The sequence below is a fragment of the Spirillospora sp. NPDC048911 genome (assembly GCF_043198015.1).
Classification (GTDB): domain Bacteria; phylum Actinomycetota; class Actinomycetes; order Streptosporangiales; family Streptosporangiaceae; genus Spirillospora.
Window position 1 is genome coordinate 1085798 of sequence record NZ_JBICUD010000002.1, and the last position, 26239, is coordinate 1112036.

Genomic DNA, 26239 nt, shown 5'->3' on the forward strand with positions numbered 1-26239 from the left:
CAGAGGGGTTTGCCATGGAAGGGGTGGGGGTCCAGGGGCCTTGCTTACTTTTGAGGGTTGTGTGCTCGGTCTTGCTGTTGTCTGCTCGTTCTTGTACGTTAAGCGCTGATAAAGTGCACAAACGAGCAACTAGGAGCTCCGGTGTCGTTCGTTATCGAGGAGATCGCTTCCCAGCCGGGTTGCTGGCAGCGCGCCGCCGAGATGGCGGGCGGCGTGGCCGGGCTGCCCGCGCCGGGCGAGCGCGTCGCGGTCGTCGGGTGTGGCACCTCGTTGTTCATCGCGCAGGCGTACGCCGCGCTGCGGGAGGCGGCCGGGGCGGGGGAGAGCGATGCCTTTCCGGCCTCGGAGTTTCCCCGGGGGAGGACCTACGACCGGGTGGTGGTGATCTGCCGGTCGGGGACCACCACCGAGGTGCTGGAGCTGCTGCGGGCGACCACGCTGCCGACCGTGGCGGTGATCGGGGATCCGCGGACGCCCATCGTGGCGGCCGCCGACACCTGTGTCGTGCTCGACTTCGCCGATGAGCGGTCGGTGGTGCAGACCCGGTTCGCCACGACGGCGCTCGTCCTGCTGCGTGCGCATCTGGGGCTGCTGCCGGACGATCTGATCGAGCAGTGCCGTGCCGCGATCGAGTGGCCGCTGCCCGCCGGGGCCCTTGCACGTGGCCAGTTCACTTTCCTGGGCGCGGGCTGGACCAACGGGATCGCCAACGAGGCCGCGCTGAAGGTCCGGGAGGCCGCGGGGGCGTGGACCGAGTCCTACCCCGCGATGGAGTACCGGCACGGGCCGATCAGTGTGAGCGACGAGCGAAGCCTCGTGTGGTTCTTCGGCACGCCGCCCGCCGGTCTGGTCAAGCAGGTGGAGCGTACCGGGGCCCTCGTCGAGGACGCGGAAACGGATCCGCTGGCCGACCTCGTGCGCGTCCAGCGGCTCGCGGTGGCGCTCGCCGAGTCCAAGGACCTGGACCCGGACCAGCCGCGCAACCTCACCCGTTCGATCATCTTGTCCTGATGATCCTCACGGTCACCCTCAATCCCGCCTGGGACGTGACCTACCGTGTCCCCAGGCTCACGCCGCACGGTTCCCACCGGATCGGGTCGATGTTGCAGCGGCCGGGCGGCAAGGGGCTCAACGTCGCCCGCGTCCTGCACGCCCTTGGGCAACCTGTCTTGGCGACGGGGTTGGCGGGCGGCGCCACCGGGGCCATGGTCGAAGCCGCCTTCGACGTGCCCAACGCCTTCGTCGGGATCGCCGGGGAGACGCGACGCACGGTCACGATCGTCGACAGCGACGCCACCATCTTCAACGAGCCCGGCCCGGAAGTGCGACTGGACGAGTGGTCGGCCTTCCAGGAGTCCTTCGCCGCGCGGGCGGCCGAGGCCACGGTGGTGGTCTTGTCCGGCAGCCTGCCTCCGGGGCTGCCCGAGGACGCCTATGCCGTCCTGACCCGGTTGGCTCGGACGGCGGGCGCCAGGGTGCTGGTCGACGCCGACGGCGCCGCGCTGCGTGCGGCCGCCACGGCATGCCCTGACCTGCTCAAACCCAACGCCGCCGAGTTCGCCGCCGCGAATCTGCCCCGCGAGGTGGACCAGAGCCTGGAACGTGCCCCGGGCGCGCTCGTCGTCTCGCGGGGCGCCGACGGGATGATCGCCGTCACCCCCGAGGGCTGCTTCGAGGCCGTCCCGCACGAGGTCGTCGCCGGCAACCCGACGGGCGCGGGAGACGCGGCCGCGGCGGCCCTGGCGGTGGCGCTGCGCGACCGCCTCGAATGGCCGCGCGCGCTCGGCGAGGCCGTCGCCCTGTCGGCCGCCGCGGTCGCCGCGCCCGCCGCCGGCGAGTTCGATCCCGATGTCCTCCGGCGGCACCGCCGGGCCCCGAAGGTGAGGGAGACGCCATGCCCCTGGTGAGGACGGCCGAACTCGTACGGCCCGGCCACGGCATCGCCGCGTTCAACGTGATCACGCTGGAGCACGCCGAGGCGATCATCGCGGCCGCCGAGCAGACCGGACGGCCGGTGATCTGCCAGATCAGCCAGAACGCGGTGCGCTTCCATGGCGGGCTGCTGGGCCCCATCGCGGCCGGCACGGCGGCCGTGGCCGGGGCCTCCACCGCCCGGGTCGCGCTGCACCTGGACCATGTCACTGATGAAGACTTGCTCCGACAGGCCGCCGACCATGGGTTCGGATCGGTGATGTACGACGGCTCGCACCACGACTACGCCGACAACGTGTCTCGTACCGCCGAGGCCGCCGCCTGGGCCCACGGGCAAAACCTCTGGCTGGAGGCCGAGCTCGGCGAGGTGGGCGGCAAGGACGGTGCGCACGCGCCGGGCGTCCGGACCGATCCGGCGGAGGCCGCCACGTTCGTCGACGCCACCGGCGTGGACGCCCTCGCGGTCGCCGTCGGCAGCTCGCACGCCATGACGACGCGTACCGCCGCCCTCGACCACGACCTGATCGCGCGGCTGCGCGACGCGGTGCCGGTCCCGCTCGTCCTGCACGGCTCGTCCGGCGTCGGCGACGAGGACCTGCGCCGGGCGGTACGGCACGGCATGACGAAGATCAACATTGGCACGGCGCTCAACATCGCCTTCACCGGGGCGGTCCGCGCGGCCCTGGACGAGGGGGTCGACCCCCGCCGGTACCTCGCCCCCGCCCGCGACGCCATGCGGGACGCGGTGGCGCACCTGCTGGAGATCGTTTCATCGGACGGCGGTTCGCCCGAGAGCATTGGAAACCCTGCATGCTGAACATCGCCTTCGTCGGCGCCGGCTCGGTGGAGTTCACCCGGCAGCTGCTGCGCGACATCCTGTCGTTCCCCGAGCTCGGCGGCGTCCGCCTGGCCCTGCACGACATCGACCCCGAGCGGCTGCGGGTCGCCGAGGGGCTGGCCAGGCTGACCGCCGAGGAGCACGGCGCGAAGCCGGTCATCACCACGTCCCTGGACCGCCGGCGCACCCTGGACGGCGCCGACGTCGTCGTCAACATGGTCGCGGTCGGCGGGCACGCCGCGACGCTGAAGGACTTCGAGGTCGCCGCGGGCTTCGGCGTCCGGCAGACCATCGGCGACACGCTCGGCATCGGCGGGATCTTCCGGGCGCTGCGCACGTTCCCCCTGCTGGACGGGCTGGCCGCCGACATTCTGGCGGTCTGCCCGGACGCCTGGCTGCTCAACTACACCAATCCGATGGCGATGAACCTGCAGTACCTCGCGGCGGTCGCGCCGAAGGTCAAGGCGGTCGGCCTATGCCATTCGGTGTACTGGACGGTGCGCGACCTGTCGGAGCTCGTCGGGGTGCCGTTCGAGGAAATCGACTTTCTGTCGGCGGGCGTCAACCACCAGGCGTGGGTGCTCGCCTGGGAACACCAGGGCCGTGACCTCTACCCGGCGCTGGACGCGGCCATCGACGCCGATCCCGAGCTCCGCCGGCGGGTGCGTGTCGACATGTACCGGCACCTCGGCCGCTACCCGACCGAGACCAGCGAGCACTCGTCCGAGTACGTCCCGTGGTACCTGCGCGACGACGCCGAGATCGAGCGCCTGCGCATCCCGGTCGGGGACTACGTCCAGATCAGCGCCGCCAACCTGGCCGAGTACGAGCGGGTGCGCGACTGCCTGGCGCGCGGCGAGCACCCCTCACCCCGCGAGGACGAGGACGCCGTCGAGTACGCGCCGCAGGTGATCCACAGCCTGGCCACCGGGGAACGCCGCACCATCCAGATCACCACCCCCAACACCGGCCTGATCACCAACCTGCCCGCCGGCGCGGCCGTCGAGGTCCCCGCCACCCTCGACCGGACGGGCGTGCACCCGCACCACGTCGGCGCCCTGCCGCCGCAGCTCGCGGCGCTGAACCGCAACTTCCTGAACGTGGTCGAGTTGACCGTCGCCGCCGCCGTCGAGGGCGACCCGGCGCACGTCCGGCACGCCGCGATGTGCGACCCGTCAACCGCCGCGACACTGCCCGTCGAACGCATCTGGGCACTGTGCGACGCCCTGACAGAGGCACACGGCACAGCCCTGCCCCCCGCCCTACGCAGCAAGACGCCGCCCGGCAAGCGATCTGCCACGCCGCGCAGCGACGCGCCGTCGGGCGATGCGTCACCCATCGCAACACGCAACGACACGCCACCCTCCACGCCCAGCAATACGTCACCCACCGCGCCGCGCGGTGCCGCACCACCCACCGCGCCGCGTGGGGACGCGCCGCCTGCCACACCGCGCGGCGAGGCGTCACCCGGCACGCCGCGCGGTGGTGCGTCACCTGCTGCGCCTCAGGACGATGCGCGGGGGAGCGACTGATGTTCGATCTGCTCGTTATCGGCGACGCCAACCCCGATGTGCTCGTTCATGGTGCTCCCGACGTCCCGCCGTACGGGCAGGCGGAGACGCTCGTCGGCGGAGGCGTGCTCGCGCTCGGCGGATCGGCGGCGATCGCTGCGCATGGCGCGGCCCGTCTCGGCCTGGCCACCGCTTTCGTCGGCCTGGTCGGCCGCGACGCCGCCGGCGACTTCGTGTTGGACGCGCTGAGCTCGGTGGGCGTCGACGTGTCCCGGTGCGCGCGGCACGCGACGTTGCCGACGGCGCTGACCGTCTGCCTCAACCGGCCCGGTGGCGACCGGGCGATCCTCACCGCGCCCGGCTGCCTCGCGCACGTCGGCCCGGAGCACCTCCCCGACAGCGCCGACGTCGCCGCCAGGCACGTGCATGCCGCGTCCTACTTCCTGCAGCCGAGGCTCGCGGCGGCCCTGCCCGCGGTCCTGCGCGCGCACCGCGCGTCCGGCGCGACGACCTCTCTGGACACCAACGACGACCCGGCCGGGCAATGGAAGCTCGCCCCCGGGTTGGCCGAGGAATGCACGTTCCTGCTGCCCAACGAAGCCGAGGCGCTCGCGCTGAGCGGCGAGGCGACCCTGTCCGAGGCGCTGACCACGTTGTCGAAGCCCGGCTGCGTCCCAGTAGTCAAGCGCGGTGCACAGGGGGCCGTCGCCATGCGGGAGGGAACGGTCGTCCACGTGGACGCGCCGCGCGCCGATCCCGTGGACACCGTCGGAGCGGGAGACAGCTTCGACGCCGGATTCCTGGCGGGCTGGCTGGACGGCGGCGACCTCACGTATGCGCTGGCACTCGGCGCGGCGTGCGGGGCTCTCTCCACCCGCGCCGCCGGAGGGACCGCAGCTCAGCCGACTCTCACCGAGGCGCAGGCACTCGCGCAAATCCCCTGACTATTTGCCCTTGAAACACTTATATCCGCGCACCTTTCGTACTCTATAATGAGCGGATGCGCCAGCAGGATCGCCTCTCCCTCATCCTCGAACGGCTCGCGGAGCACGGCTCGGTGAACGTGGTCGACCTGTCGGCCGAGCTGTCCGCCTCGTCCGCCTCGATTCGCCGTGACCTGCAGGTGCTCGAAGAGCAGCAGCTCCTCAAGCGCACGCACGGCGGCGCGGTGGCGGCCGAGGTCATCTACGAGCTGCCGATGCGCTACCGCGGCGGCCGCCGCCAGGAGGAGAAGCGCCGCATCGCGCAGGCCGCGCTGCGGCTGATCGACGGCTCGGTGCACTCGGTCGGCTTCAACGGCGGCACCACCATCACCGAGCTGGCCCGTCTGCTGTCCACCGGCCGCGCGCTCAAGGTCGTGACCAACGCCCTCAACATCGCCGCCGACCTGTCGGTACGGCCCGCCATCGACCTGGTCGTCACCGGCGGCGGCGTCCGGCCCGAGTCGTACGAGCTGGTGGGGCCGATCGCCGACAAGACGCTGGCCGACATCAGTCTCGACCTGGTCTTCCTCGGCGTCGACGGCATCGACGCCGAGGCCGGGATCAGCACGCACGACGAGATCGAGGCGCAGACCGATCACTGCCTGATGCGCGCGACCCGCCGCGTCGTGGTGCTCGCCGACGGGTCCAAGATCGGGCGCCGCGCGTTCTCCCGGATCGCACCCATCGGCGAGATCACCATGCTGATCACCGACGCCGCCGCCGACCGGACGGAGCTCGACCGAATCAAGGCGGCCGGCGTCGAAGTGATCGTCGCCTAAGCCCCGCCAATCGCGACCAGGACCCGCGCCCGCGGGCTGTGCTTGCGCGGCGTCTGCGGTTACTTCAGGCCTGCGGTGGCCACTGAGCGGACGAAGAAGCGCTGGGCCACGAAGAACAGCACGAAGACCGGCAGCTGGCTGATCACCGTCCCGGCCATGAGCCGCGGCCAGTCGGTGCGGTGCGAGCCCTGGAAGGTCTGCAGGCCGATCTGCACGGTCATGTGCTCGGGGTTCTGCACGGCGATCAGCGGCCACAGGAAGTCGTTCCACGTCTGCAGGAACGTCAGCACCGCCAGCGTCGCCAACGTGGGGCGCATCAGCGGCAGGAACACCTGGAACAGGATCCGCAGCCGCCTCGCGCCGTCGATGCGTGCGGCCTCCTCCAGTTCCTTGGGCACGGTCAGGAAGAACTGCCGCAGCAGGAAGATCCCGAACGCGGTCGCCAGGTTGGGCACGATCAGCGCGCCCAGGGTGTCGGTGAGGCCGACCGCCCGCACCATGATCAGTGTCGGCAGCATGACGATCTGGAACGGCACCATCAGCGTGGCCAGGACCGCGATGAACAGCGCCTTGCTGCCGAGGAACCGGATCCGCGCGAACGCGTAGCCCGCCAGCGAGCAGAACACCAGGTTCCCGATCACACAGCTGATCGACACGATCGCGCTGTTGCCCAGCCACTGGCCCAGCGGCGCGGAGTTCAGCGCGTCGGTGTAGTTCTGCCACCGCACCCCCGAGGGGAGGCCGGGCGGGAACCGCCGGGTCTCGGCCTGGGTGGAGATCGACAGCAGCACCATCCAGGCCAGCGGCGCGACCATGACCAGCGAGAGCGGCAGCAGGATCAGATGCAGCGGGCTCGGTCGCCGCGACCGGGCGTTGGACGCCGGCCCCTTCACCGCCGGGGCCTTCATCATCGGGATGCTCATCGGGCCTCATAGGAGGAGGTACGGCGGGTGATCATGAGCTGCACGAGCGTCACCAGCAGGATCACCAGGAACAGCACGCAGCCGACCGCGGCGGCGTAACCGCCGTCGAAGTCCACGAACGCCTTGTTGTACAGGTGGTAGACCATGACCGTGGTGGCGCGCAGCGGGCCGCCCTTGGTCGTGACGTACACCTCGTCGAACAGCTGCAGCGAGTTGATCGTCAGCCAGACCAGCAGGAACCCCGACGCGGGCGCCAGCAGCGGCAGCTCGACGTGGCGGAACGCGCGGAACCGGCCGCAGCCGTCCAGCGCGGCGGCCTCCATCAGCTGGTGCGGCACGGTCTGCAGCGCGGCCAGGTAGATGATGACCGCGAATCCGAGCCAGCCCCACACCGTCATGGCCACCAGCGCGAACAGCGCCTGGCCGGGATCCTGGAAGAAGCCCTGCTGCGGCAGGCCGGCCTTGGCCAGCGCCGCGTTGACCGGGCCGAACTGCGAGTTGAGCAGCCAGTTGAAGATGATCCCGGTCGCGACCGTCGAGGTGACGAGCGGAACGAACACCGCCATCCGGTACAGCGTGATCCCGCGGATCTTCTGGTTGAGCAGCACCGCGATGGGCAGCGCGAGCACCATCGTCAGCGGCACGAACAGCACGGTGTAGATGGCCGACCGCTTGGCCGCGTCCCACATCAGCGGGTCTTTCACCAGCTCGGCGTACTTGGCGCCGCCCGCGAACGTGCCGGGCGATGTCAGGTCGGTCTCCTGCAGCGACAGCCAGAACGACCACAGCACCGGCAGCATGCCGAAGATCCCGATTAGCAGGATCGCGGGGGAGACGAAGCCCCAGCCGGCCAGATGCTCGTTCAATCGTGCCCGTGACCTGCGTGGACGTCGCCCGCCGGCGTTACCGGCACGCGTGGTCAGGGCCGTTGAGGCCATCAGGAGCCCGCCAGGATCTGGTCGACCTCGGTGGCCGCGTCCTTCAGCGCGTCCCGCGGCTGCTTCTTGCCCAGCATCACGGCCTGGACGGCGGTGCCGAGCACCTGCGAGATGCGGGGGTACTGGGAGATGTTCGGGCGGGACTTCGTCACGTTCTTGGCGAGGTTCTCGACGAACACCTTGTTGCCGGGGTACTTGGCCAGGAATTCCTTGTAGGCGGGCAGCTTCTGCTCGGACGCCCGCAGCGGCAGGTCACCGGTCTGCATCGCGTACCGCAGGTGGATCTCCGGCGAGGTCAGCCACTTCAGGAACGGCCAGGCGGCGTCCTTGGCGCGCTTGTCGAAGACCATGTAGTTGTCGGGTCCGGCGATGGTGGCGTGGGTGACCTTGCCGGGCAGGTACTGGACGCCGTACGAGACGTCCTTGTTGATCGAGCCCAGGTCCCAGGGGCCGGTCCACAGCATGCCGATGCGTCCGGAGTTGAACAGGTTGAGGTACTGCTGGTCGCCGGCATCCAGATATACGGACTTGTCGGTCACGGCCATGTCGGCCAGCAGTTGCATGGCCTGCTCGCCGGCCGGCGTGGCGAACGCGGCCTTCTTGTCGCCGGCGTCGAGCAGGTCGCCGCCGGCCTGCCAGAGCAGCGCCAGGAAACGCCAGACGGTGTCTTCGGTGCCGTCGTTGACGTACGCCCATCCGTACTTGTTCTTGCCGGTCAGCTTCTTGGACGCGTTCCTGAAGTCGTCCCACGTCCAGTCCGGCGTCGGATACTTCACACCGGCGGCGTCGAACAGCTTCTTGTTGTAGACGAGGCTCAGGTTGTCCACGAGCGCCGGGACGCCGTAGATCTTGCCGGAGACGGTCGCGCCCTGGCGGGCGGCGGGGAAGAAGTCGTCCCAGGCGAAGTCCGGGCTGCTCTTGACCAGGGACGTCAGGTCCTGCGTCTGGTTGCGGCCGCTGAGCGCGGGGATCGACGAGCTGTACTGGTAGGCGATCGAGGGCGCCTTGCCGGACACGAACGAGGCGAGGGTCTTCTGCAGGGTGTTGTCGTTGTTGCTGAAGACCGGCTCGACCTTCTGGTCGGGATGCGCGGCGTTCCACTCGCCGACGAGCTTGGTGATCGCGGTCGCCTGGGCGTCGGTGTACCCGTGCCAGAAGGTGACCTTGTCGGCCTTGCCGCCGCCCCCGGAGCCGGACCCGCAGCCCGTGAGGACACCGGCCATCAGGGCGATCCCCGTGACCAGTGTGGTGATGGGGCGACCGCTCGGCTGCCTCATGATCGCCTCCAGATGCAGGGTGCTCGATTATGCAGGGTGTGCGGCACTTTAGGACAAAATCGCTCACAGAGCAAGGATTTCCGAGGCCACCGTGGGCCTTCATGCGTGAGCTCCCCGCCAAACAAGCAGAAGGACGCAGTCTGCTTGGGTGCTTGTTGGTGTCCGCGCGTGTCGACGCGGTGGATACGGCGTGCGGACGCGGCGTGCGGACGCGGCGTGCGGACGGGGTGGACGCGGCGCGTGGACGCGGTGGAGGCCTCAGGGTTGGCCTCACGAGTGAAACTGGCCGTCAGCGGCCGGAGGGTGGTCCGTTCCAGATCTCAAGGCGTCCTTCATGCACAGTCGAATCCCGTTCGGGGTGGCCCCGCAGTGCCCCACGGAAGAGAGGATCCATGGTGATTCGGTCTGCACGTTGGGCCAGCGTCACGGGTGTGGTGATGCTGACGGTTTCAGGGGCCGCGATCTGGCCCGCATCTTCTGTGTCTGCTGCGTCTGGTGCGTCTGCCGGCCACGCTGAGTCGGGAGCGGTTACGGCTACGGCTGCGCCGGGCTGGCGCGTGTACGAGACGCATCACTACGCCGACTACAGCTCGTACAACGCGTTGGCGGCGAGCGGAAGGAACGACGCCTGGGTCTTCGGGGGCGCCGATACGGGCGAAGGACCTGGACGTCCCATCGCCCGGCACTGGACGGGGCGTGCCTGGCGCGACGTTCCCATGCCGGCCGCGCTCAAGCTGCCCGCGTACTCCGCCAGCGCCACCTCGCCGTCCAACGCGTGGGCGCTGGCCGGAGTGGCCGATGGCGGTCCGGTCTACGCCCTGCGCTGGAACGGACACAAGTGGAGCATCTCCAAACAGTGGAACGACGGTCTCGCCAGTGACGTGGTGACGTTCGGGCCGCGCAACGTATGGGTGCTCGGCTACTCCCGGGCAGGTGAAGGCATCGGCACCTGGCATTTCAACGGCGGTGCCTGGAAGCAGGTCGACACCGGCAAACTGCTGCTGCACCGTCTCAGTGCCACCTCGGCCAAGGACATCTGGGCCGTCGGCGCCGAGTACCTCACGGGCTGCGGCGACCGCACGATCGCGCGCTTCGACGGCAAGACCTGGAGGCAGGTCGAGGCCGGGAGCGCATTGCCGCCCGACATCCCAGAGCCGGACACCGGCGGCCCGTCCCAATGCGTCTATCTGCGTGATGTCGCGGCGCTCTCCACGAAGGACGTGTGGGTCACGGGCGAAGTGTCTCGCTCGGACGGAGAGGGCAACGACACCCACGAAGCCCTTCTCCTTTACTGGAACGGCCGTACGTGGCAGCACGTGGACATGCCGAACGGCCGGACCCCGCTGCGGATGGTGCCCGACGGTCGCGGCGGCCTCTGGATCATCGGTGACGACAACGCGAGCGACCCCGAGGGGTCCAGCACCCATCTGCTGCATCGCACGGCAAGCGGCGCATGGACCACGACGCAGATCGACGCCAAAGGCCGCACGGCACAGGTCAGCGACCTCGCGTTGATCCGAGGAACCCGATCGCTCTGGGGCGCCGGCCGCGTCCAGACGCCCGACACCTACGACGCCACGGTCTACCGCCTGGACTGACCGAACCAACCGCTCTGCCGGGGCTCGGGCCACCCGCCACCGAGCTCCGGTGATCGGACGCCTCCAGTTCGTCCGATCACCGGAATCATCACGGGGCGGCAAGCCGAGCGGAGCCGGAGCTGAAACCGGAGCCGGAGCCGGAGTCCGAGCTGAAGCCGGAGCCAGGGCTGAAGCCAGAGCGGGAAGCCGGAGCGGGAAGCCGGAGCCGTTCAGGACATGAACGACAGCAGGCGCTCACGCGAGCGCCGCAGGGTGCCGAGGGGGTCGTCGCCGCCGCGGACTTCGAGGACGTAGCGTCCGGAGTAATTGATCGCCTGGAACGCGTGCATCGCCGCTGGCCAGTCGACGATGCCGTCTCCCGGCGGAAGGTGGGGATCCCTGCCGGTGCCGTCCGAATCATGGACGTGCGCGTTGATGAGAAGGCCGGTGGCCGCGGTGATCTCGTCGCGAAGGTCGCAGCCGTTGAAGACGGCGTGGCCGAGGTCAAGGCAGATCCCGACAGGCCCGGTGACGTTGGCGAGCGCGCCGCGTATCTCCCTCACCGTGCGCAGCGTGGCGCCGCGCATGGTGTGCATGTTCTCGACGGCGAGCCGCATGCCCCTGGACGTGGCGTCGTCAGCGATGGCCTGCACGGCGGGGACGAAGCGGTCGATCGTGCGGGCGTGCCCGTCGTCCTCGTCGGAGAAGAGCACCGGGTGCGCCACCGCCACCGTTGCGCCGAGCCGCTGAGCGAAATCCAGTGTCCGCGCGCACAGCCGGACCCATTCCTCCGTTCTCTGGTCGGCGGTCCCTCCGGGCAGCACGGCGTCGAACGGCAGATGGACGGAACGTACCTGAAGCGGACGTGAGGCCAGCCATCGCGCGACACGGTCGGGTTCGGGATCGACGCGCGGATCGAGATGCATGCCGTCGGCCCACACCTCCACGTCGAAGAGCCCAGCCTGTTCGAGGGTTTCGAGTGCTTCGAGCAGAGTCTGGCCGGGACAGCTCCAAGTGGTGCCCGCCAGCAATGGTGAGTGCTCCACGCCGCCACCTCCCTTAATCGGCTAGCCTAATCGATAGACGGGATGATTTGGAGAAGCTAATGAACGACCGGGAGCGGCAGGTAGTCATTACGCACTGGGTTCACCCGGAGGTGCTCGATGCCCTGGCGCGCTTCTGCAGGCCGACGGCACCGGCAGAGCGCGATGTCATGCCGCGCGACGAGGTGATCGCGCGGCTCGGGGACGCCGTGGGCGTCGTCGTGAGCATGGCCGATCACGTGGACGAGGAGTTCCTCGCCGCCGGCCCGCGCCTGCGCATCGTCAGCGCGACGTTGAAGGGCTACGACAACATCGACATCGCCGCGTGCACGCAGCGGGGAATATGGGCCACCAACCTGCCCGTCGAGCTCACCCGTCCGGCCGCCGAACACGCGATGGCCCTGATCCTCGGCCTGCTCCGCCGGGTGGGCGAAGGAGATCGGCGGATCCGTGAGGGCGGGTACGAGGGATGGCGGCCTCGTCTCTACGGCTTCTCGCTGGCCGATGCCACGGTCGGCATCATCGGAATGGGCGCCGTGGGCCGGGCGCTCGCAGGCATGCTGGCCGCCTTCGGAGCACGAATCATCTTCAGCGACACCACGTCCGCGCCGAATGACACCGACAATTGGCGGCAGGTCTCACTGCCAGAGCTTCTGACGAGCAGCGACGTGGTGGTCCCGCTGGTGCCATTGTCACCGCAGACAGGCCACCTTCTGGACACCGCCGCAATCGCGTCAACGCGCCCGGGGACCTACCTGGTGAACGTCGGCAGAGGCTCGGTGGTGGACGAGGAGGCAGTCGCCAACGCTTTGGAGACGGGCCATCTCGCGGGATATGCCGCCGACGTGTTCGCGATGGAGGACTGGGCCCAGCCCGAGCGGCCGCAACGAATTCCAGAACGGCTCCTGAAGCATCCGCGGACGCTTTTCACGCCGCATCTGGGCACGGCCGTCCACAACATACGGCGCGAGATGTCACTTGCGGCTGCACGTCAGGTAGAGGACGCACTGGCCGGGAGACGCCCGGGGTACGCGCTGAACGAGGTAAGCGCATGAATCTCGACCAGGTGGCCTCCTACCTGGCCGTCATCCGCACAGGCAGCTTCCATGCGGCCGCACGCGATCGAGGACTTTCGCAAGCGAGCGTGTCCCAGCATGTTCGCGCCCTCGAAGAGCAACAGCGCACCACCCTGATCGTGCGAGATCGCGCCGGATGCCGCCCGGTGCCGGGCACCGAGGAGTTCGCCCACTACGCGGGCCTGCTCATCGACTTGGCCGAACGCACCTCCCACGTACTGTCACGGCGCCGCCTGATGGTCGGGACCGCGTCCAACATCGGCACCTACCTGATCCAGCCGGCGTTCCGGAGCTTCACCGAGACCAACGACGCCGAGCTCGTGATCGCGCCCAACGGACAGATCGCCGACCGGCTGGAGGCCGGGGGCCTGGACGTCGCGCTGATGGAATGGTGGGACGACCGTCCAGGCTTTCAGGCAGTCCGCTGGGCCGAGGAAGAGTTGCTAGTGATCGTCAGCCCAGCCCACCCCTGGCGCGACCGAGACACCGTGCACACGGCAGAACTCGCCGTCGAACCGCTCCTAGGCGGAGAACCGCAAACCGGCACAGGCACGCTCCTCCGCGAACACCTGGACACCCCCCTTCGCGTCTCCATGAACCTAGGCAGCACCGAAGCGGTAAAACGTGCTGTACGCAACGGCCTGGGCATCTCCCTCGTTCTAGCTGGCGCCATCCAGGACGAACTAGCCACCGGCAAACTGCACGCCCTGCGCCTAACGCCCCCACTACACAAACCCCTATGGGTGATCCTCCGCCAAGACCTACCCACGACCAGTCCCGCCTGGTCGCTAATAGACCTCCTAACCCCGCCCAAGCAACCAGCCTGAATCCGTTCCCCACACCCGCCGGGACACCGTGGACGGCAGCATGCCGTGCTTGATCAAGGCCTCCTCATAGGCCGCCCTGACCACCTCAACTGCCAGCGGCATGACTCGTCGCGGCTCCTGTTCGGCGTCGCCGGACATCACGGCCGGTCCCGCTGAACCGGAAGTGAGGCTCGCTCGATCTCGGACATCTGAGGCTCCAGCTCCGCCTCGGTGCGGGCCTTGAGCATGTGACCGCCTCCGCCTATCCACACCGGATAGGCGATGAACCGCGTCTCATACACCGACCAGAGCACCATCCACCGCCCCCGATGCATCTGCCGCAGCCCTTCCGCCCGCTCTTGCGGAGTTTGGAGGGAATTGTCATTGCCGTCGTGCCGCCTGTAGAGACCCATCGCGCTCACCCATCGCCGTCTGCTGCGGCTTCTTGACATCTGCTGACGAGGATCCGGCTTCTGGAGACACTTGTCGCGTCTCCGCTAGACATTCAAGACACCAAGGAGTCAGCGATGGTGCTCAGAGAGTCACTCGACCCGGACAACTCCCTGTGGGACTGGATAGCGGTTGACCTGTTCTTTTACAGATCCAAGCACGGGATGTCCTGCGCTCAGCTCGGGCAGCGTCTCAAGGTCAACAGGCAGGCTGTCTCCAACATGGAAGCCGGGCGCTACCGCCTTGACGAGACAAAGGCCAAGATTCTCGATGATCTTTGGCACTTGAACAAGCACTTCCAGAGACTTCTTCACTACGCCCGTACCGGGCACGATCCGGACTGGTTCAAAGCTCATGTCAGATATGAGGCCCGGGCGACCACGATCAAGATTTACGAGGCCCTCGTGCTGCCAGGACTCCTGCAGACTCCCGGCTATGCGCGGGCACTCCTTACGGCTGGTAGGGCCGACGACGTGGAGGCAGCCGTAGCGGGGAGGCTGGCGCGTCAGGAGATCCTCGCCAGACCGTCCCCACCGGACCTGTGGGTGATCCTCTGCGAGAACGTTCTCGATTGGCCGGTCGGCGGCCCGGAGGTCATGAAGGCTCAGCTCGCCCACCTCCTTGAAATCGGAGAACTCCCGCATGTTGCCGTGCGGGTGCTTCCCAGGTCTGCGGGCGCCAACGACGGCCTCGAAGGCTCGTTCGAGGTGCTGACCGTCAGGGAAGGCGACATTTCGTACATGGAAGCCTGTGGCGGTGGGAGACTGGAGCAAGATCCAGCAGAGGTGCGCAGGTACGGGATAAGGCACGACCGCATCGGAGCGCTGGCCGAGTCCGTCGCCTCCTCGCGGCGCGTCATTGCTGGCAAAGTTGGAGACTTGCGAATGACGAAATGGCGCAAATCCAGCCACAGTGGCACAACGCAAGGCACGGATTGTGTTGAGCTGACCCGGTTTGCTTCGGCCATTGGTCTGCGCGACAGCAAGGCCCCCGAGGCGGGGCACCTCAACCTCTCCGCTCAGACCTTCTCTGATCTCATCGCTCGCGTGAAGCGGGGCGAACTGAGCTCTTGGACCTGAACACCGCTCACCATCGCCCTGATCTTGTGCCGGGCCTCTGCAACGTCTTGAGGGTGTTCGTCGCCCGGCCCCGCCCGGGCCTGGCTGACCTCGCGGAGGGGTTGGGGCACTGAAGGGGTGGGGGTCCAGGGGCCTTGCTTTTGGGTGGGTCGGGCTTGTTCTGGGGGCCTGGGGCTCCGGGCGGGAACAGGTTAGTGAGTCGCGGTGTTGGGTTCGCTGGGCCACACTTGGAGTCGGCCCCTTTCCGCTTTCCAGGAGGATCACGCATGCCCACGCTCGACGCCGCGACCGAAGCCGTTCAGGCGCAGACGCCGGTCGACGGGGAGCCGTGCGTGCTGATCAAACTGGGCGAGGTCGTGCTCAAGGGCAAGAACCGCGAGCTGTTCGAGCGGCGGCTGGCCGACAACGTGCGGGCCGCCACGCGGGGGATCGCCCGGGTGGACGTGATCCGGCGGCATGGCGTGTTCATCGTCCGGACCAAGGACGCCACGGTCGAGAGGGTCGACGCGCTGGCCGAGCGGATCACCGATGTCATGGGCATCGTGTGGGCGCACCGGGCCTGGCGGGTCGGCAAGGACGTCGAGAGCGTCGAGCGGGCCGCGCTGGAGCTCATGGCCGGCCGCACGGGGTCGTTCGCCGTGCGGACCAAGCGCCGGGACAAGCGGTTCCCGCTGATCTCCACCGAGCTCGACCGCCGCGTCGGCGGCTTGATCAACGACACCTACGGGCTGCCGGTCAAGCTGAAGGGGCCCGACCACACGCTCTCGATCGAGATCGACCGGGACGAGGCGTTCGTCTTCTCGGGCGGCCTGCCCGGGCAGGGCGGGCTGCCGGTCGGCATGAGCGGGCGCGGCTTGGTGCTGATGTCCGGGGGGATCGACTCGCCGGTCGCCGCCTACCGGATGATGCGGCGCGGGCTGCGAGTGGACTACCTGCACTTCTCCGGCATGCCGTTCACGGGGCCGGAGTCCATTTACAAGGCGTACGCGCTGGTACGCGAGCTGGACAAGTTCCAGGGCGGCTCGCGGCTGTTCGTGGTCCCGTTCGGCAAGGCCCAGCAGCAGATCAAGTCGTCCGGCGCCGACAAGCTCGCGGTGATCGCGCAGCGCCGCCTCATGCTCAAGACCGGCGAGGTGCTCGCACACCGGCTGGGCGGCGGGACGCTGATCACCGGGGACGCGCTGGGGCAGGTCAGCAGTCAGACGCTGACCAATATCACCGCGCTGGACGACGCGGTGGAGCTGCCGATCCTGCGGCCGCTGATCGGCATGGACAAGATCGAGATCATGGACCAGGCGCGCCGGATCCGGACGCTGTCGATCTCCGAGCTGCCCGACGAGGACTGCTGCACGCTGCTGGCGCCGCGGCGGGCCGAGACGCGGGCCAAGATCGACGATCTGCGGCAGATCGAGAAGCGCCTGGACGTCGCGGAGCTCGCCGATCAGCTGGCCGAGTCCGTGCAGGAGCACCGCCCCGTTTACGGCGACTCCTAGGCCCTTGGCCAAAGCCGACTCCCTGGCCGGGCCGGGGCTGATTCCCCCGGGCTGAGGGCGACTCCTCGGCAGAGGTCGATTCCTCGGCCGATTACTCGTCTCTCGGACGCGGCGGCTCGGGGCCTTCGGCGCCCATCAGCGCTATGCGTTCGATCCGGACGATCCTGAAGCGGCGCCCGGCCACCTCCAGCCCGTTGCGGCGAGAACGGTCCGACAGTTGCGTCGCGGCCTCGGTGTACTCCTCCAGCTCCTCGGCGGCGGGGTGCTCGACCGCCGGCACCACGTGCCGGAAGTAGGTGGCGAGCGAGTCGCGGGCCTGCTGCGGCGTGTCGTGCAGTCGGCCACCGGGGCGCCAGCGTCCACTGGTACGTTCCGCCACGGTGAACGCGGGCGAGAGCAGCACCGGGGTCAGGAACGCCCCGGGCTCGGTCGCGGTCCCCGCCGCCGTCGCGTCCAGCAGCTGGCACAGCAGCTCGGCGGTGGCGATGTCCGGGGTGGTCTGGCCGTCGGGGATCAGGTCGTACGGGCGGCACGGCCGCAGCCGCAGGTCGTCCGGGGCGGGGTCACGATCGGTCGGACGTGGCGGCTCCGGCCCGTCCGGGCCCGTCCGCACCACCTGCTCGATGCGCACGATCCGGAAATGCGAGCCCGCCACGCGCAGCTCGTCGAGGGGCTCGCCCGCCAGGCTCCGCGCGGCGGCGCGCAGTTCGCGGCCGGGGATCCAGTCGGCCAGGGCGGCGCGGTCGCTGAGATGTTCGGCGAGCAACTCCCGGGCGCCCTGGGGGATCGGGTCGCAGGGACACACGACCTGCCAGCCGCCGGCCACGCGTTCGGCGGCGGTGAACAGCGCCCCGGCCACCACCAGTTCGGGGTAGGCGGCGATGGAGCGGCAGGCGTCCGCCAGCATCACCGCGGCGACCGGATCCACCCCGTCCAGGTCTTCGGGGAACAACCGCCCACCGGCGTCCCCATCGCCCGTTGTCATGCGCGACATCATCCTCGCCGAGACCGGCGCTGGCGAGTGGTTCACGGCACATTTCCGTTCCTATTTGAACGGATGGCCCCGCTCCCGCAGGGCCGATTCCGACGCGTAGTCCCGCTCTCACGGGGCCGCTTCGAACGGTGGCCCCACTCCCATGGAGCTGGTTCGGACGGTGGCTCCGCTCTCATGGGGCTGATCCGGACAGGAGGTCCCGCTCCCACGGAGCTTGTTCGAACGGGTGGGGCCGCTCTCACAGGGCTGATCGGACGGGTGGCCCCGCTCCCATGGAGCTGGTTCGGACGGGTGGCCCCGCTCCCACGGAGCTTGTTCGAATGGGTAGGCCCGCTCTCACAGGACTGATCGGATGGGTGGCCCCGTTCTCGCGGGGCCACCCGTCCACTACCGGATCACTTACGGGCGGGCATGATCAGCACGACGAGGCTCACCGCCAGCAGGGCGAGCCCGGCCAGGGCGAGGCCGCCCAGCTGCTCGTTCAGCACCACGACGCCCAGTACCGCGGCGACCGCGGGCTCGGCGAGCGTCAGAGTCGTCGCCGTGGTCGCCGGGGTCGTGCGGAGCCCGCGGGCGAACAGCATGTATCCGCCGGCCGTGGTGATCCCGCCCAGGTAGAGGATGATCAGCGCGCCCGAGGGGGTGGTCATCCAGCCGGGCCCGGTCGTCGCCAGCACGGGCAGCAGCACGATCGCCGCTGTTCCGAAGAGCGCGGCGACCACGGCCCGGTCGTCCTCGCCGCCCGAGATGAACGCCGACGCGACGGTGGCGTACACCGCGTACGCCAGCCCCGACAGCAGCGCCAGTCCCACGCCGATCGGCTCGACACCGGCGGACTCGCCGCCGCCGACCAGGGCGGCGCAGCCGGCCACGGCCCCGCCGGTGGCGGCGAGCCAGCGCGGCGTCAGCCTCGCCTGGCCGGTGACCGCGCCGAGCACACCCGCGAACGCGGGCGCGCTGCCGATCGTGACGACGGTGCCGACCGCCACGCCGGTACGGGCCGCGGCGACGAAGAACGCCGCCTGGTAGACGGCGATCGCGACCGCGCCGAGGGCGACGAGCGCCCGGTTGCGGTGCGTGCTCAGCAGCCGGACGAGGCCGGCGCGCGCGGTGAGCACCGCGAACGCCAGCAGCAGCCCGCCGCCGAGAACGATGCGGGACGCCGCGATCGAGACGTTGGACGCCCCGTCCACGAAGGTGCGGACCGTCCCGGTGGTGCCCCACAGACAGGCGGCCACGAGGATGTCGGCGGTCCCGCCCACGCGCACGGGCGCGGGACGGGAGAGTGTGCGTACGGACACGAAGAATCGCTCCTGAACTCGAAACCGGAGAAGAAAGGGTTCGAATCCGGGGCGCAGGACATCGAGGCCGGGCGCGCGTCAGCGCCGGTCTCGAAGATCGCTCAGTGTGGGAAGAGTCGCCACGCCCCGGTCAGGAGCGGGGCGGTCCACAGTTGGGGGTCCAGTACGCCATGAGCGCGACCCTACCATCAGCCGTGATCACCAGGTGCGGGGTCTCCGTCTGCATGATCACGGCTGGAGTGGATGAGGAGAGGACACGTGCGGGCCGCGCTCGCCCATCAGGAGGACAGCCGATGGGCGGTGGACGGGACGTTGCCGAGAAAGCGGTTCGGCTCCGAGGCGCTAGGCGAGGACCTCGGGCCGTGCGGCCGCCGGCACGGTGAGGTCGCGGCCGACCATGGGGGGCAGGTCACGCACGACCTTGGCGAGCTCGCGCAGGTCGCCGTCCACGAGGGCCTGCGGGCCGTCGCAGAGGGCGGTCTCCGGGTGCGGGTGCACGTCGATGATCACGCCGTCCGCGCCGACCGCGATGGCGGCCCGGGTGAGCGGCAGGACGAGGTCGCGGCTGCCGCCCGAGTGCGACGGGTCCACGATCACCGGCAGGTGGGAGAGGCGCTGGGCGACCGGGACCGCGGAGATGTCCAGGGTGTTGCGGGTGGCCTTCTCGAACGTGCGGATGCCGCGCTCGCACAGCACGATGTCGAGGTTGCCGCGCTGCGCGACGTACTCGGCGGCCATCAGCCACTCCTCGATCGTGCCGCTCATGCCGCGCTTGAGCATCACCGGCTTGCCCGACTCCCCGGCGGCCTGCAGCAGCGCGAAGTTCTGCGCGTTGCGGGTGCCGATCTGCAGCATGTCGGCGTACGAGGCGACGAGTTCGACGTCGTGCGCGTCCACGACCTCGGTGACGACCGGCATGCCGGTCTCCTCGCGAACGTCCGCCAGGATGCGCAGCCCGGCCTCGCCGAGACCCTGGAAGGCGTACGGCGAGCTGCGCGGCTTGAACGCGCCGCCGCGCAGGAGCGTGGCGCCGGACGCCTGGGCCATCTGCGCCGCCGCCAGGGTCTGCTCCGGGGTCTCCACGGCGCACGGCCCGGCGATGAGCGTCATGGTGCCCGGCCCGATCGGCACACCGCCGACGCGGACGACCGTGCGCTCGGCGTGGTTCTCGCGGCTGACCAGCTTGTACGGCGCCGAGATCCGGATGACGTTGGTCACGCCGCGCATGCCGCGCAGGTTGAGCGTGCCGAACTGCTGGACGTCGCCGACCAGTCCTACGATGGTGCGTTCCACGCCGCGGCTGACGAACGCGTCGCCGCCCGCCGTCTCGACCAGTGAGACGACGGCCTGGATATCTGCTTCGCTGGCCTCCGGGGCCATGACGACGACCATGGTTGCTGCCTCTCCTCATCCTGCGGGGACCGGCGCGGCCCCCGCGTACAACACCCTGAAAACGACGAAAGCCCCGGGCCATCGTGGCCCGGGGCTTTCGCCTTGTGGTCTGTCAGCGCAACGTCTGGCAGACCAGCCGCCCGGGCTGGTCGTACCAAAAGAAATAGATCACGCTGCGCATGCCCGCCAGCGTAGCCCATGGCGCGGGTGCTCCGGCGGGGGAGGGGGCGAATATGGCTCAGCTCACCCCGGATGGCAGTATGGCCGCGTCATGTCGCCACCCGAAAAGCAACTGCCGCCCGGGCAGTACATCCCCCGCGGCTGGCCGGTACTGCACTACGGACCAGTGCCCAAGTTCCGTCCCAAGGACTGGGACTTCAGGGTCTTCGGCGCGACCGAGTCCGGGGAGCAGCATCGCTGGACTTGGGACGAGTTCGACGCGCTGCCGCAGATCAAGACGGTCTCCGACTTCCACTGTGTCACCAAGTTCACGATCCCCGACAACGAGTGGGAGGGGATCTCCGGCTCGGCGATCGTCGAGCTGGCGCCCCCCGCCCCGGACGTCACCCACGTGATGGTGTGGGCCGAATACGGCTACAGCGCCAACATCCGCATGAGCGACTTCCTGGCCGAGGGCACCCTCTTCGCCACCCACCGGAACGGCGAGCGGATCAGCCCCGACCACGGATTCCCGATCCGGATCGTCGTCCCGCACCTGTACGCGTGGAAGAGCGTCAAGTGGGTCCGCGGGGTCGAATACCTGGTGAAGGACCGGCGCGGCTTCTGGGAGGAACGCGGCTACCACAACGTCGCCGACCCCTGGCGCGAGCAGCGCTACTCCTACCAGGAGGACGAGGACGAGTCGCCCCCGCACTGAGCCGCAGGCCGAGGACGGTCCGCCCTGAGCGGCGATGTGCATGATTCACCACGGTGCGCGCCGAAGAACGTTACCGTGAGTTGCGTGGTCGCACCCTCTGTGATCGACGTGATGGTGTGCGCCGTCATCACCGGCTCGGCGCTCCTCGCGAGCGCCGCCCGCGGCTGGCTGCGCACCCGGCGGCGCGGGTTCGGCACGCCGGCCGACGAGGCGACGTTCTCGACCCTGCACACCATCTCCCGAGCCTCGCCCTCCCTGCGCGGCGGCCTGAACCGGGAGTCGGCACGCAAATCCGCCAAGCACCTGCGCATCCTCTTGGGCGCCGAGGCCGTGGCCCTAGTAGCCATCCATCCACCCGACCCCCGCCACCCCGCCCCCACCCACACCAGCACTTGTCACGCCTGCACCAGCCCCCCCGCCGCCGCTCATCCCGGTGTCGCTCACCCTGGCGCCGGTCGCGCTGGCCCCGGCCACCCCGGTCCGGGTTACTCCGGCACTGGTCATGCCGGCCTCTGGTATTCGGACGACGCAGGTCCTGGCTCCGGCCACGCCCGCACCGCCCAGCACGAGGCCGCTCACCCCGGTCCCGGCCACGCTGGTCTCGGCCAGCCCGGCCCCGGTCAGCCCGGTCCCGGCCACCACTCCGGTACCGGCCATTCCCATCCCGGTCCCCCCGGCTCCGGCACCGGTCATACCAGCCCCGGCGACGCCGACGATCCTGGCTCTGGCCATACCTGCGCCGCCCAGCCAGAGGTAGCTCATCCCGGGCCCGGCCACCAACCCGGCACCGGTCATACCGAGCCCGGCCGTCCGGACCGCGGCCAGCCTGGCTCTGGGCACGGCTGCACCGGTCACTGCGACGCGGGCCATCATGTCGGGGCTACGCGTCCGGGTGGCGATGGGGAGTTTGAGGGTGGCGTTGCGGGCGTGGACGGGCGGTTGCTGGTTTGGGATGGGCCTGGCGGTGACGCGCATGCTTGCGAGGCTGTTCTGCATGCCCTGCCGGTGCTCACTTCGGGCCGTCCGCGCGTGGTCGCTCCCGAGCCCGGCGGCTGCGGGGATCCGCTGTGCCGGATCCGGGTGGCGATGATCGCGCCGCTGTCGGTCGAGGGGCGTATCGAGGGCGCGCTCGCCGCGTACGGCCCGGACGCCTCCGCAGCCCGCGTCCGCGCGGTGTGCGAGGTGGCGCGCTGGGTCTCCAGCCAGCTGGAGCTGGCCGAGCTCGACTCGTCCCGCGCCCGGCTGGCCGAGGCGGAGATGCGGGCCCTGCGGGCGCAGATCTCCCCGCACTTCGTCTACAACTCGCTGACCACGATCGCCTCGTTCGTCCGGACCGATCCGGAGCGGGCCAGGGAACTGCTGCTCGACTTCGCCGACTTCGCCCGCTATTCGTTCCGCAACCCGCGCGACTTCACGACGCTCGCCGACGAGTTGCGTTCGATCGACCGCTACCTGTTGCTGGAACGGGCGAGGTTCGGCGACCGGCTGCAGTTCAGCGTGGAGGTCGCGCCGGAGGTGCTGCCGGTGGCGGTGCCGTTCCTGTCGCTGCAGCCGCTGGTCGAGAACGCCATCCGGCACGGCATGGAGGGCAGCCGCGCGTCCTTCCACATCCGGATCGTGGCGCGCGACGCGGGCGCCGAGGCGGCCATCAGCGTCGAGGACGACGGCATCGGCATGGATCCCGAGCGGCTGCGGGAGATCCTCTCCGCAGGTACCGGCCGCGAACGGCGGTCGGGCGCGGGCGCCGGGATCGGCCTGGCGAACGTGGACGAGCGCATGCGGCAGGTCTACGGGGACGAGTACGGCCTGACCGTGGAGACGGCGGTCGGCGCCGGTGCCAAGGTCAACCTGCGGGTGCCGAAATACCGGCTGGGCGTCTTTCCGGACTGACCGCGCCCGGGGGAATGCTGATAACGACTTTGCCTTCACATAGCGGAATCGATTGCGGACGGATAGTAATCACGGCAGGGTCCTCTTATGCTGCGTGTCCTGGCCGTCGATGACGAGATCCCCGCGCTGGAGGAACTGCTTTATCTGCTGCGTGAGGATCCGCGTATCGAACAGGCCACCGGTGCCGGTGACGCGGCCGCGGCGCTGCGCGACCTCAGCCGCATGCTCGTCGCCGGCGAACGTCTCGACGCCGTCTTCCTCGACATCCGCATGCCGGGGCTGGACGGCCTCGACTTCACCCGGCTGCTGACCGGGTTCGCCGCACCGCCCGACGTGGTCTTCGTGACCGCCCACGACGACTGCGCGGTCGCCGCGTACGAGCTGGGCGCGCTCGACTACCTCCTCAAGCCGGTCCGGCCGCAGCGCCTCGCCGAGGCGGTCCGCCGCGTCGAGGAGGCCGTGCACCGGTCGTCGCGCGAGGACGGCGCGCCGGAGCAGCCCGCCCCGGACGAGATGGTGCCCGTCGAGCTGGGCGGCCGCACGCGCCTGGTCTCCCGCCGCTCGGTGACGCACGTCGAGGCGCAGGGCGACTACGTGCGGCTGCACACCGGCGAGGGCAGCTACCTGGTGCGGATGCCGCTGGCCTCGCTGGCCCGGCGGTGGGAGGCGGCCGGGTTCATCCGCATCCACCGCAGCACGCTCGTCGCGTCCGCCCACATCAGCGAGTTGCGCTTCGACGGCGGGCGGGCGGCCGTGCAGGTCGGCGCCGAGCTGCTGCCGGTGAGCCGCCGCCACACCCGCGAGGTGCGCGATCTGCTCGTCCGCCGGTTCCGGCATGTCGAGTCCAGCGACGCGCGCGACGCCGAGGGCACGGAGAGCCAGGGGCGGGACGAGGATGACTGAGCAGCGGCGGGTCGTGGTGTCGAGCCCGCGCACCCACCGGGCACGGTCGGCGGGCGAACGGAGCTGGAGCCTCGCCCACGACCTCGACGAGCAGACCGAGCTCGGCGCCGTCTACGTGCGCACGCTGATCCGGGCCCAGCTGCGCACCGCCCTCGCCACCCTCACGGTCGTCGCGGTCGTGCTCGCCGGGCTGCCGCTGCTGCTCGCCCTCCTCCCCTCGCTGAGCCGGTCGCGGCTGTACGGGATTCCGGTGCCGTGGCTGGGCCTGGCGCTGTGCGTCCAGCCGATCTGGATCGGCGCCGCGGCCCGCCACCTGCGCCAGGCCGAACGGATCGAACGGGACTTCGCCAGGCTGGTGGACCGGTCGTGATCGTCATGGCCGTGGCGGCCGCGCTCACCGCACTGGTCGCCGTCCTCGGCATGGTCGCGGTCCTCGGCTCGTGCGGGCGCCGCCGCACCCCCTCGGCCTCCGACTTCCTCGTCGCCTCGCGCGGCGTCACGCCGGCGTGGAACGCCTCGGCGATCAGCAGCGAGTACATCTCGGCCGCGGCCTTCCTGGGCACGGCGGGGATGGTGCTGGCCTACGGCGCCGACGTCCTGTGGCTGCCGATCGCCGCCGCCGCGGGCTACGTGCTGCTGCTGGCGTTCGTGACGGCGCCGCTGCGGCGTTCCGGCGCCTACACGATCTCCGACTTCGCCGAATGGCGGCTCGGCTCGCGGGGCGTGCGGCACATCGTCAGCGCGTGCGTGTGCTTCATCGGCTGGTTCTACCTGCTCCCGCAGTTCCAGGGGGCCGGAGTCACGCTGCGGGTGCTCACCGGGGCGCCGGTCTGGGCCGGCTGGGCCGTCGTGGTCGCGGTGGTCCTGGCCGTCGTCCTGTCGGGCGGGATGCGCAGCATCACCGTCGTCCAGGGCGTGCAGTACTGGGTGAAGCTGGTCGCCGTGGCGGTCCCGGCGGTGGCGCTCCTGTCGATCTGGCACCTGGACGGTGGCGACAACCCGACCGCCGACCGGCTGCCCGTGTTCGACCGAGTCACGACCGTGCGCGTGCAGGCCGAGGTGGCCGTGCGCGTCACGAGCGACACCGTCGTGACCGTACGCGGAGTCTTGGACGGGACGCGTCACAACGGGGCCGAGGTCTGGCTCCCCGCCGCACGGCACGTCATCGGCGAGGGCAGCACGCTCGTCTTCCCGGCGGGGGTGCCCGTTCCGCACGCCGAACGTCTGCCCCTGCAAGACGGGCACACGTGGGCGATGCCGTTCGGGCGGGACGGCGGGCACCCGCTGTTCGCGACCTACTCGGCACTCCTCGGCGTGCTCCTCGGCACGATGGGCCTGCCGCACATCCTCATGCGCTTCTACACCGACCGCTGCGGCCGTGCCGCCCGCCGCACCGCCGCGCTCGTCCCGGTGCTCCTCTCGCTCTTCTACGTCTTTCCGGCGCTGTACGGCGCGCTGGGCCGGCTCTACACCCCCGACCTCCTCATGACCGGCGACACCGACGCGACGATCCTGATGCTGCCCCAGCGGCTCGCACCGGGCGTGGCGGGCGCCCTGCTGACCGGTCTCGTGGCGGCGGGCGCGTTCGCCGCGTTCATCTCGACGTCATGCGGGATCGTCGTGGCGATCGCCGGCACGTTCTCGCAGTGCCTGTGGCGCGGCGGCGTCGGGGCGTTCCGGGTGGGCGCGCTGCTGGCCCTCGCCGTGCCGCTCGTCCTCGTGACCCGGATCGGGCCGCTGGGCGCGGCGGGCCTGGTGACGCTCGCGCTGACCGTCTCCGCCTGCTCCCTGTGCCCGCTGCTCGTCCTGGGCATCTGGTGGCGCCGCCTGACGCCCGCGGGCGCGGGCGCGGGACTGGTGGCCGGCGGCGGGCTCGCCGTCGCGGCGGGCGTCGCCTGGCTCCTCGGCGGCCCTTGGACCGGCTGGCCGGCGACGCTCCTGGCCCAGCCCGCCATGGTGATCGTGCCGATCGGCGTCGCGGTGACGGTCACCGTGTCGCTGCTGACACGGAGTCACATTCCGCGGGGAGCGGACCGCGCGATGGCCCGGCTGCACCTTCCCGAAGAGATCGTTACTCGCTGAAAACCCCCTTCTCGCCCCCGCTCGACGGCCACCACTCGCCGTGGATCGTTCCCACGGGCCCGGACGGCGCCGTTCGCCGCTCCGAATCGACCGCT

The 26239-nt window shown here is 70.1% G+C and carries 24 protein-coding genes; 16 read left to right on the forward strand and 8 right to left on the reverse strand.

Annotated features, from left to right (window positions below):
• Nucleotides 1-141 precede the first annotated feature (141 nt).
• From ACGFNU_RS12345 to ACGFNU_RS12370, 6 genes are read left to right on the forward strand one after another with little or no spacing between them, the layout of a single operon-like run.
• A complete protein-coding gene (locus ACGFNU_RS12345; protein WP_392592795.1) occupies nt 142-1011 on the forward strand; it encodes an SIS domain-containing protein in 870 nt (289 codons plus the stop codon).
• Nucleotides 1011-1907 carry a 1-phosphofructokinase family hexose kinase gene (locus ACGFNU_RS12350; protein WP_392592797.1) on the forward strand — a complete coding sequence of 299 codons (897 nt, stop codon included), beginning with the start codon at nt 1011-1013 and terminating at the stop codon, nt 1905-1907. The genes ACGFNU_RS12345 and ACGFNU_RS12350 overlap by 1 nt, the downstream gene beginning before the upstream one ends.
• Nucleotides 1895-2749 carry a ketose-bisphosphate aldolase gene (locus tag ACGFNU_RS12355; RefSeq protein WP_392592798.1) on the forward strand — a complete coding sequence of 285 codons (855 nt, stop codon included), beginning with the start codon at nt 1895-1897 and terminating at the stop codon, nt 2747-2749. Before ACGFNU_RS12350 ends, ACGFNU_RS12355 begins: the two co-directional genes overlap by 13 nt.
• The gene (gene melA / locus ACGFNU_RS12360; protein ID WP_392592800.1) at nt 2743-4302 is read left to right on the forward strand and encodes an alpha-galactosidase; all 1560 of its coding nucleotides are present in this window, start codon (nt 2743-2745) and stop codon (nt 4300-4302) included. Before ACGFNU_RS12355 ends, melA begins: the two co-directional genes overlap by 7 nt.
• Complete coding sequence (locus ACGFNU_RS12365) at nt 4302-5225, forward strand: carbohydrate kinase family protein (protein ID WP_392592802.1); 924 nt, start codon at nt 4302-4304, stop codon at nt 5223-5225. The genes melA and ACGFNU_RS12365 overlap by 1 nt, the downstream gene beginning before the upstream one ends.
• Nucleotides 5226-5281: 56 nt before the next feature.
• The gene (locus ACGFNU_RS12370) at nt 5282-6043 is read left to right on the forward strand and encodes a DeoR/GlpR family DNA-binding transcription regulator (protein ID WP_392592804.1); all 762 of its coding nucleotides are present in this window, start codon (nt 5282-5284) and stop codon (nt 6041-6043) included.
• 59 nt (nt 6044-6102) lie between these two features.
• Here the strand turns inward: ACGFNU_RS12370 and ACGFNU_RS12375 are convergent, their stop codons facing one another.
• The 3 genes from ACGFNU_RS12375 to ACGFNU_RS12385 all read right to left on the reverse strand — a co-directional run bounded on the left by ACGFNU_RS12375 (nt 6103) and on the right by ACGFNU_RS12385 (nt 9181).
• Nucleotides 6103-6966, reverse strand: a complete 864-nt coding sequence (locus tag ACGFNU_RS12375; protein ID WP_392592805.1) for a carbohydrate ABC transporter permease — start codon at nt 6964-6966, stop codon at nt 6103-6105.
• Nucleotides 6963-7832: a carbohydrate ABC transporter permease gene (locus tag ACGFNU_RS12380; RefSeq protein WP_392592807.1), complete on the reverse strand. Its 870-nt coding sequence runs from the start codon at nt 7830-7832 to the stop codon at nt 6963-6965. The genes ACGFNU_RS12375 and ACGFNU_RS12380 overlap by 4 nt, the downstream gene beginning before the upstream one ends.
• Before the next feature lie 71 nt (nt 7833-7903).
• Nucleotides 7904-9181, reverse strand: a complete 1278-nt coding sequence (locus tag ACGFNU_RS12385; RefSeq protein WP_392592809.1) for an ABC transporter substrate-binding protein — start codon at nt 9179-9181, stop codon at nt 7904-7906.
• A 557-nt stretch (nt 9182-9738) separates the two neighbouring features.
• Between ACGFNU_RS12385 and ACGFNU_RS12390 the strand changes: the two genes are divergently transcribed.
• Nucleotides 9739-10779, forward strand: a complete 1041-nt coding sequence (locus tag ACGFNU_RS12390; RefSeq protein WP_392592811.1) for a hypothetical protein — start codon at nt 9739-9741, stop codon at nt 10777-10779.
• Nucleotides 10780-10988: 209 nt separating this feature from the next.
• Here the strand turns inward: ACGFNU_RS12390 and ACGFNU_RS12395 are convergent, their stop codons facing one another.
• Nucleotides 10989-11804 (reverse strand): sugar phosphate isomerase/epimerase family protein, encoded by an 816-nt coding sequence (locus ACGFNU_RS12395; RefSeq protein ID WP_392592813.1) that lies wholly within the window; start codon nt 11802-11804, stop codon nt 10989-10991.
• Nucleotides 11805-11863: 59 nt separating this feature from the next.
• Here ACGFNU_RS12395 and ACGFNU_RS12400 point away from each other — a divergent pair, with 59 nt between their 5' ends.
• From ACGFNU_RS12400 to thiI, 4 genes are all read left to right on the forward strand, one after another.
• Nucleotides 11864-12856 carry an NAD(P)-dependent oxidoreductase gene (locus ACGFNU_RS12400; RefSeq protein WP_392592814.1) on the forward strand — a complete coding sequence of 331 codons (993 nt, stop codon included), beginning with the start codon at nt 11864-11866 and terminating at the stop codon, nt 12854-12856.
• On the forward strand, nt 12853-13704 hold the full coding sequence (locus ACGFNU_RS12405) for a LysR family transcriptional regulator (RefSeq protein WP_392592816.1): 852 nt from the start codon (nt 12853-12855) through the stop codon (nt 13702-13704). Before ACGFNU_RS12400 ends, ACGFNU_RS12405 begins: the two co-directional genes overlap by 4 nt.
• Nucleotides 13705-14210: 506 nt before the next feature.
• Entirely contained in the window at nt 14211-15212 is a 1002-nt protein-coding gene (locus tag ACGFNU_RS12410; protein WP_392592818.1) for a Scr1 family TA system antitoxin-like transcriptional regulator, read from the forward strand.
• Nucleotides 15213-15478: 266 nt separating this feature from the next.
• Nucleotides 15479-16705: a tRNA uracil 4-sulfurtransferase ThiI gene (gene thiI / locus ACGFNU_RS12415; RefSeq protein WP_392592820.1), complete on the forward strand. Its 1227-nt coding sequence runs from the start codon at nt 15479-15481 to the stop codon at nt 16703-16705.
• Between the two features lie 91 nt (nt 16706-16796).
• On the opposite strand, the gene ACGFNU_RS12420 is transcribed toward thiI, so the two are convergent.
• The 3 genes from ACGFNU_RS12420 to aroF form a co-directional block, all read right to left on the reverse strand.
• The gene (locus ACGFNU_RS12420) at nt 16797-17690 is read right to left on the reverse strand and encodes a DUF5954 family protein (protein ID WP_392592822.1); all 894 of its coding nucleotides are present in this window, start codon (nt 17688-17690) and stop codon (nt 16797-16799) included.
• A gap of 404 nt (nt 17691-18094) precedes the next feature.
• A complete protein-coding gene (locus tag ACGFNU_RS12425; protein WP_392592824.1) occupies nt 18095-19000 on the reverse strand; it encodes an EamA family transporter in 906 nt (301 codons plus the stop codon).
• A 342-nt stretch (nt 19001-19342) separates the two neighbouring features.
• The gene (gene aroF / locus ACGFNU_RS12430; RefSeq protein ID WP_392592826.1) at nt 19343-20392 is read right to left on the reverse strand and encodes a 3-deoxy-7-phosphoheptulonate synthase; all 1050 of its coding nucleotides are present in this window, start codon (nt 20390-20392) and stop codon (nt 19343-19345) included.
• A 271-nt stretch (nt 20393-20663) separates the two neighbouring features.
• Here aroF and ACGFNU_RS12435 point away from each other — a divergent pair, with 271 nt between their 5' ends.
• Nucleotides 20664-21269, forward strand: a complete 606-nt coding sequence (locus tag ACGFNU_RS12435; protein ID WP_392592828.1) for a sulfite oxidase-like oxidoreductase — start codon at nt 20664-20666, stop codon at nt 21267-21269.
• A 336-nt stretch (nt 21270-21605) separates the two neighbouring features.
• Here the strand turns inward: ACGFNU_RS12435 and ACGFNU_RS12440 are convergent, their stop codons facing one another.
• Nucleotides 21606-22244, reverse strand: coding sequence for a hypothetical protein (locus ACGFNU_RS12440; protein ID WP_392592830.1), 639 nt, complete (start codon nt 22242-22244; stop codon nt 21606-21608).
• A gap of 54 nt (nt 22245-22298) precedes the next feature.
• Between ACGFNU_RS12440 and ACGFNU_RS12445 the strand changes: the two genes are divergently transcribed.
• The 4 genes from ACGFNU_RS12445 to ACGFNU_RS12460 all read left to right on the forward strand — a co-directional run bounded on the left by ACGFNU_RS12445 (nt 22299) and on the right by ACGFNU_RS12460 (nt 26144).
• Nucleotides 22299-23159 (forward strand): sensor histidine kinase, encoded by an 861-nt coding sequence (locus ACGFNU_RS12445; protein WP_392592832.1) that lies wholly within the window; start codon nt 22299-22301, stop codon nt 23157-23159.
• Between the two features lie 87 nt (nt 23160-23246).
• On the forward strand, nt 23247-24062 hold the full coding sequence (locus tag ACGFNU_RS12450) for a LytR/AlgR family response regulator transcription factor (protein WP_392592833.1): 816 nt from the start codon (nt 23247-23249) through the stop codon (nt 24060-24062).
• Complete coding sequence (locus tag ACGFNU_RS12455; RefSeq protein ID WP_392592835.1) at nt 24055-24432, forward strand: hypothetical protein; 378 nt, start codon at nt 24055-24057, stop codon at nt 24430-24432. Before ACGFNU_RS12450 ends, ACGFNU_RS12455 begins: the two co-directional genes overlap by 8 nt.
• A 5-nt stretch (nt 24433-24437) precedes the next feature.
• Entirely contained in the window at nt 24438-26144 is a 1707-nt protein-coding gene (locus tag ACGFNU_RS12460) for a cation acetate symporter (RefSeq protein ID WP_392593514.1), read from the forward strand.
• Nucleotides 26145-26239 lie beyond the last annotated feature (95 nt).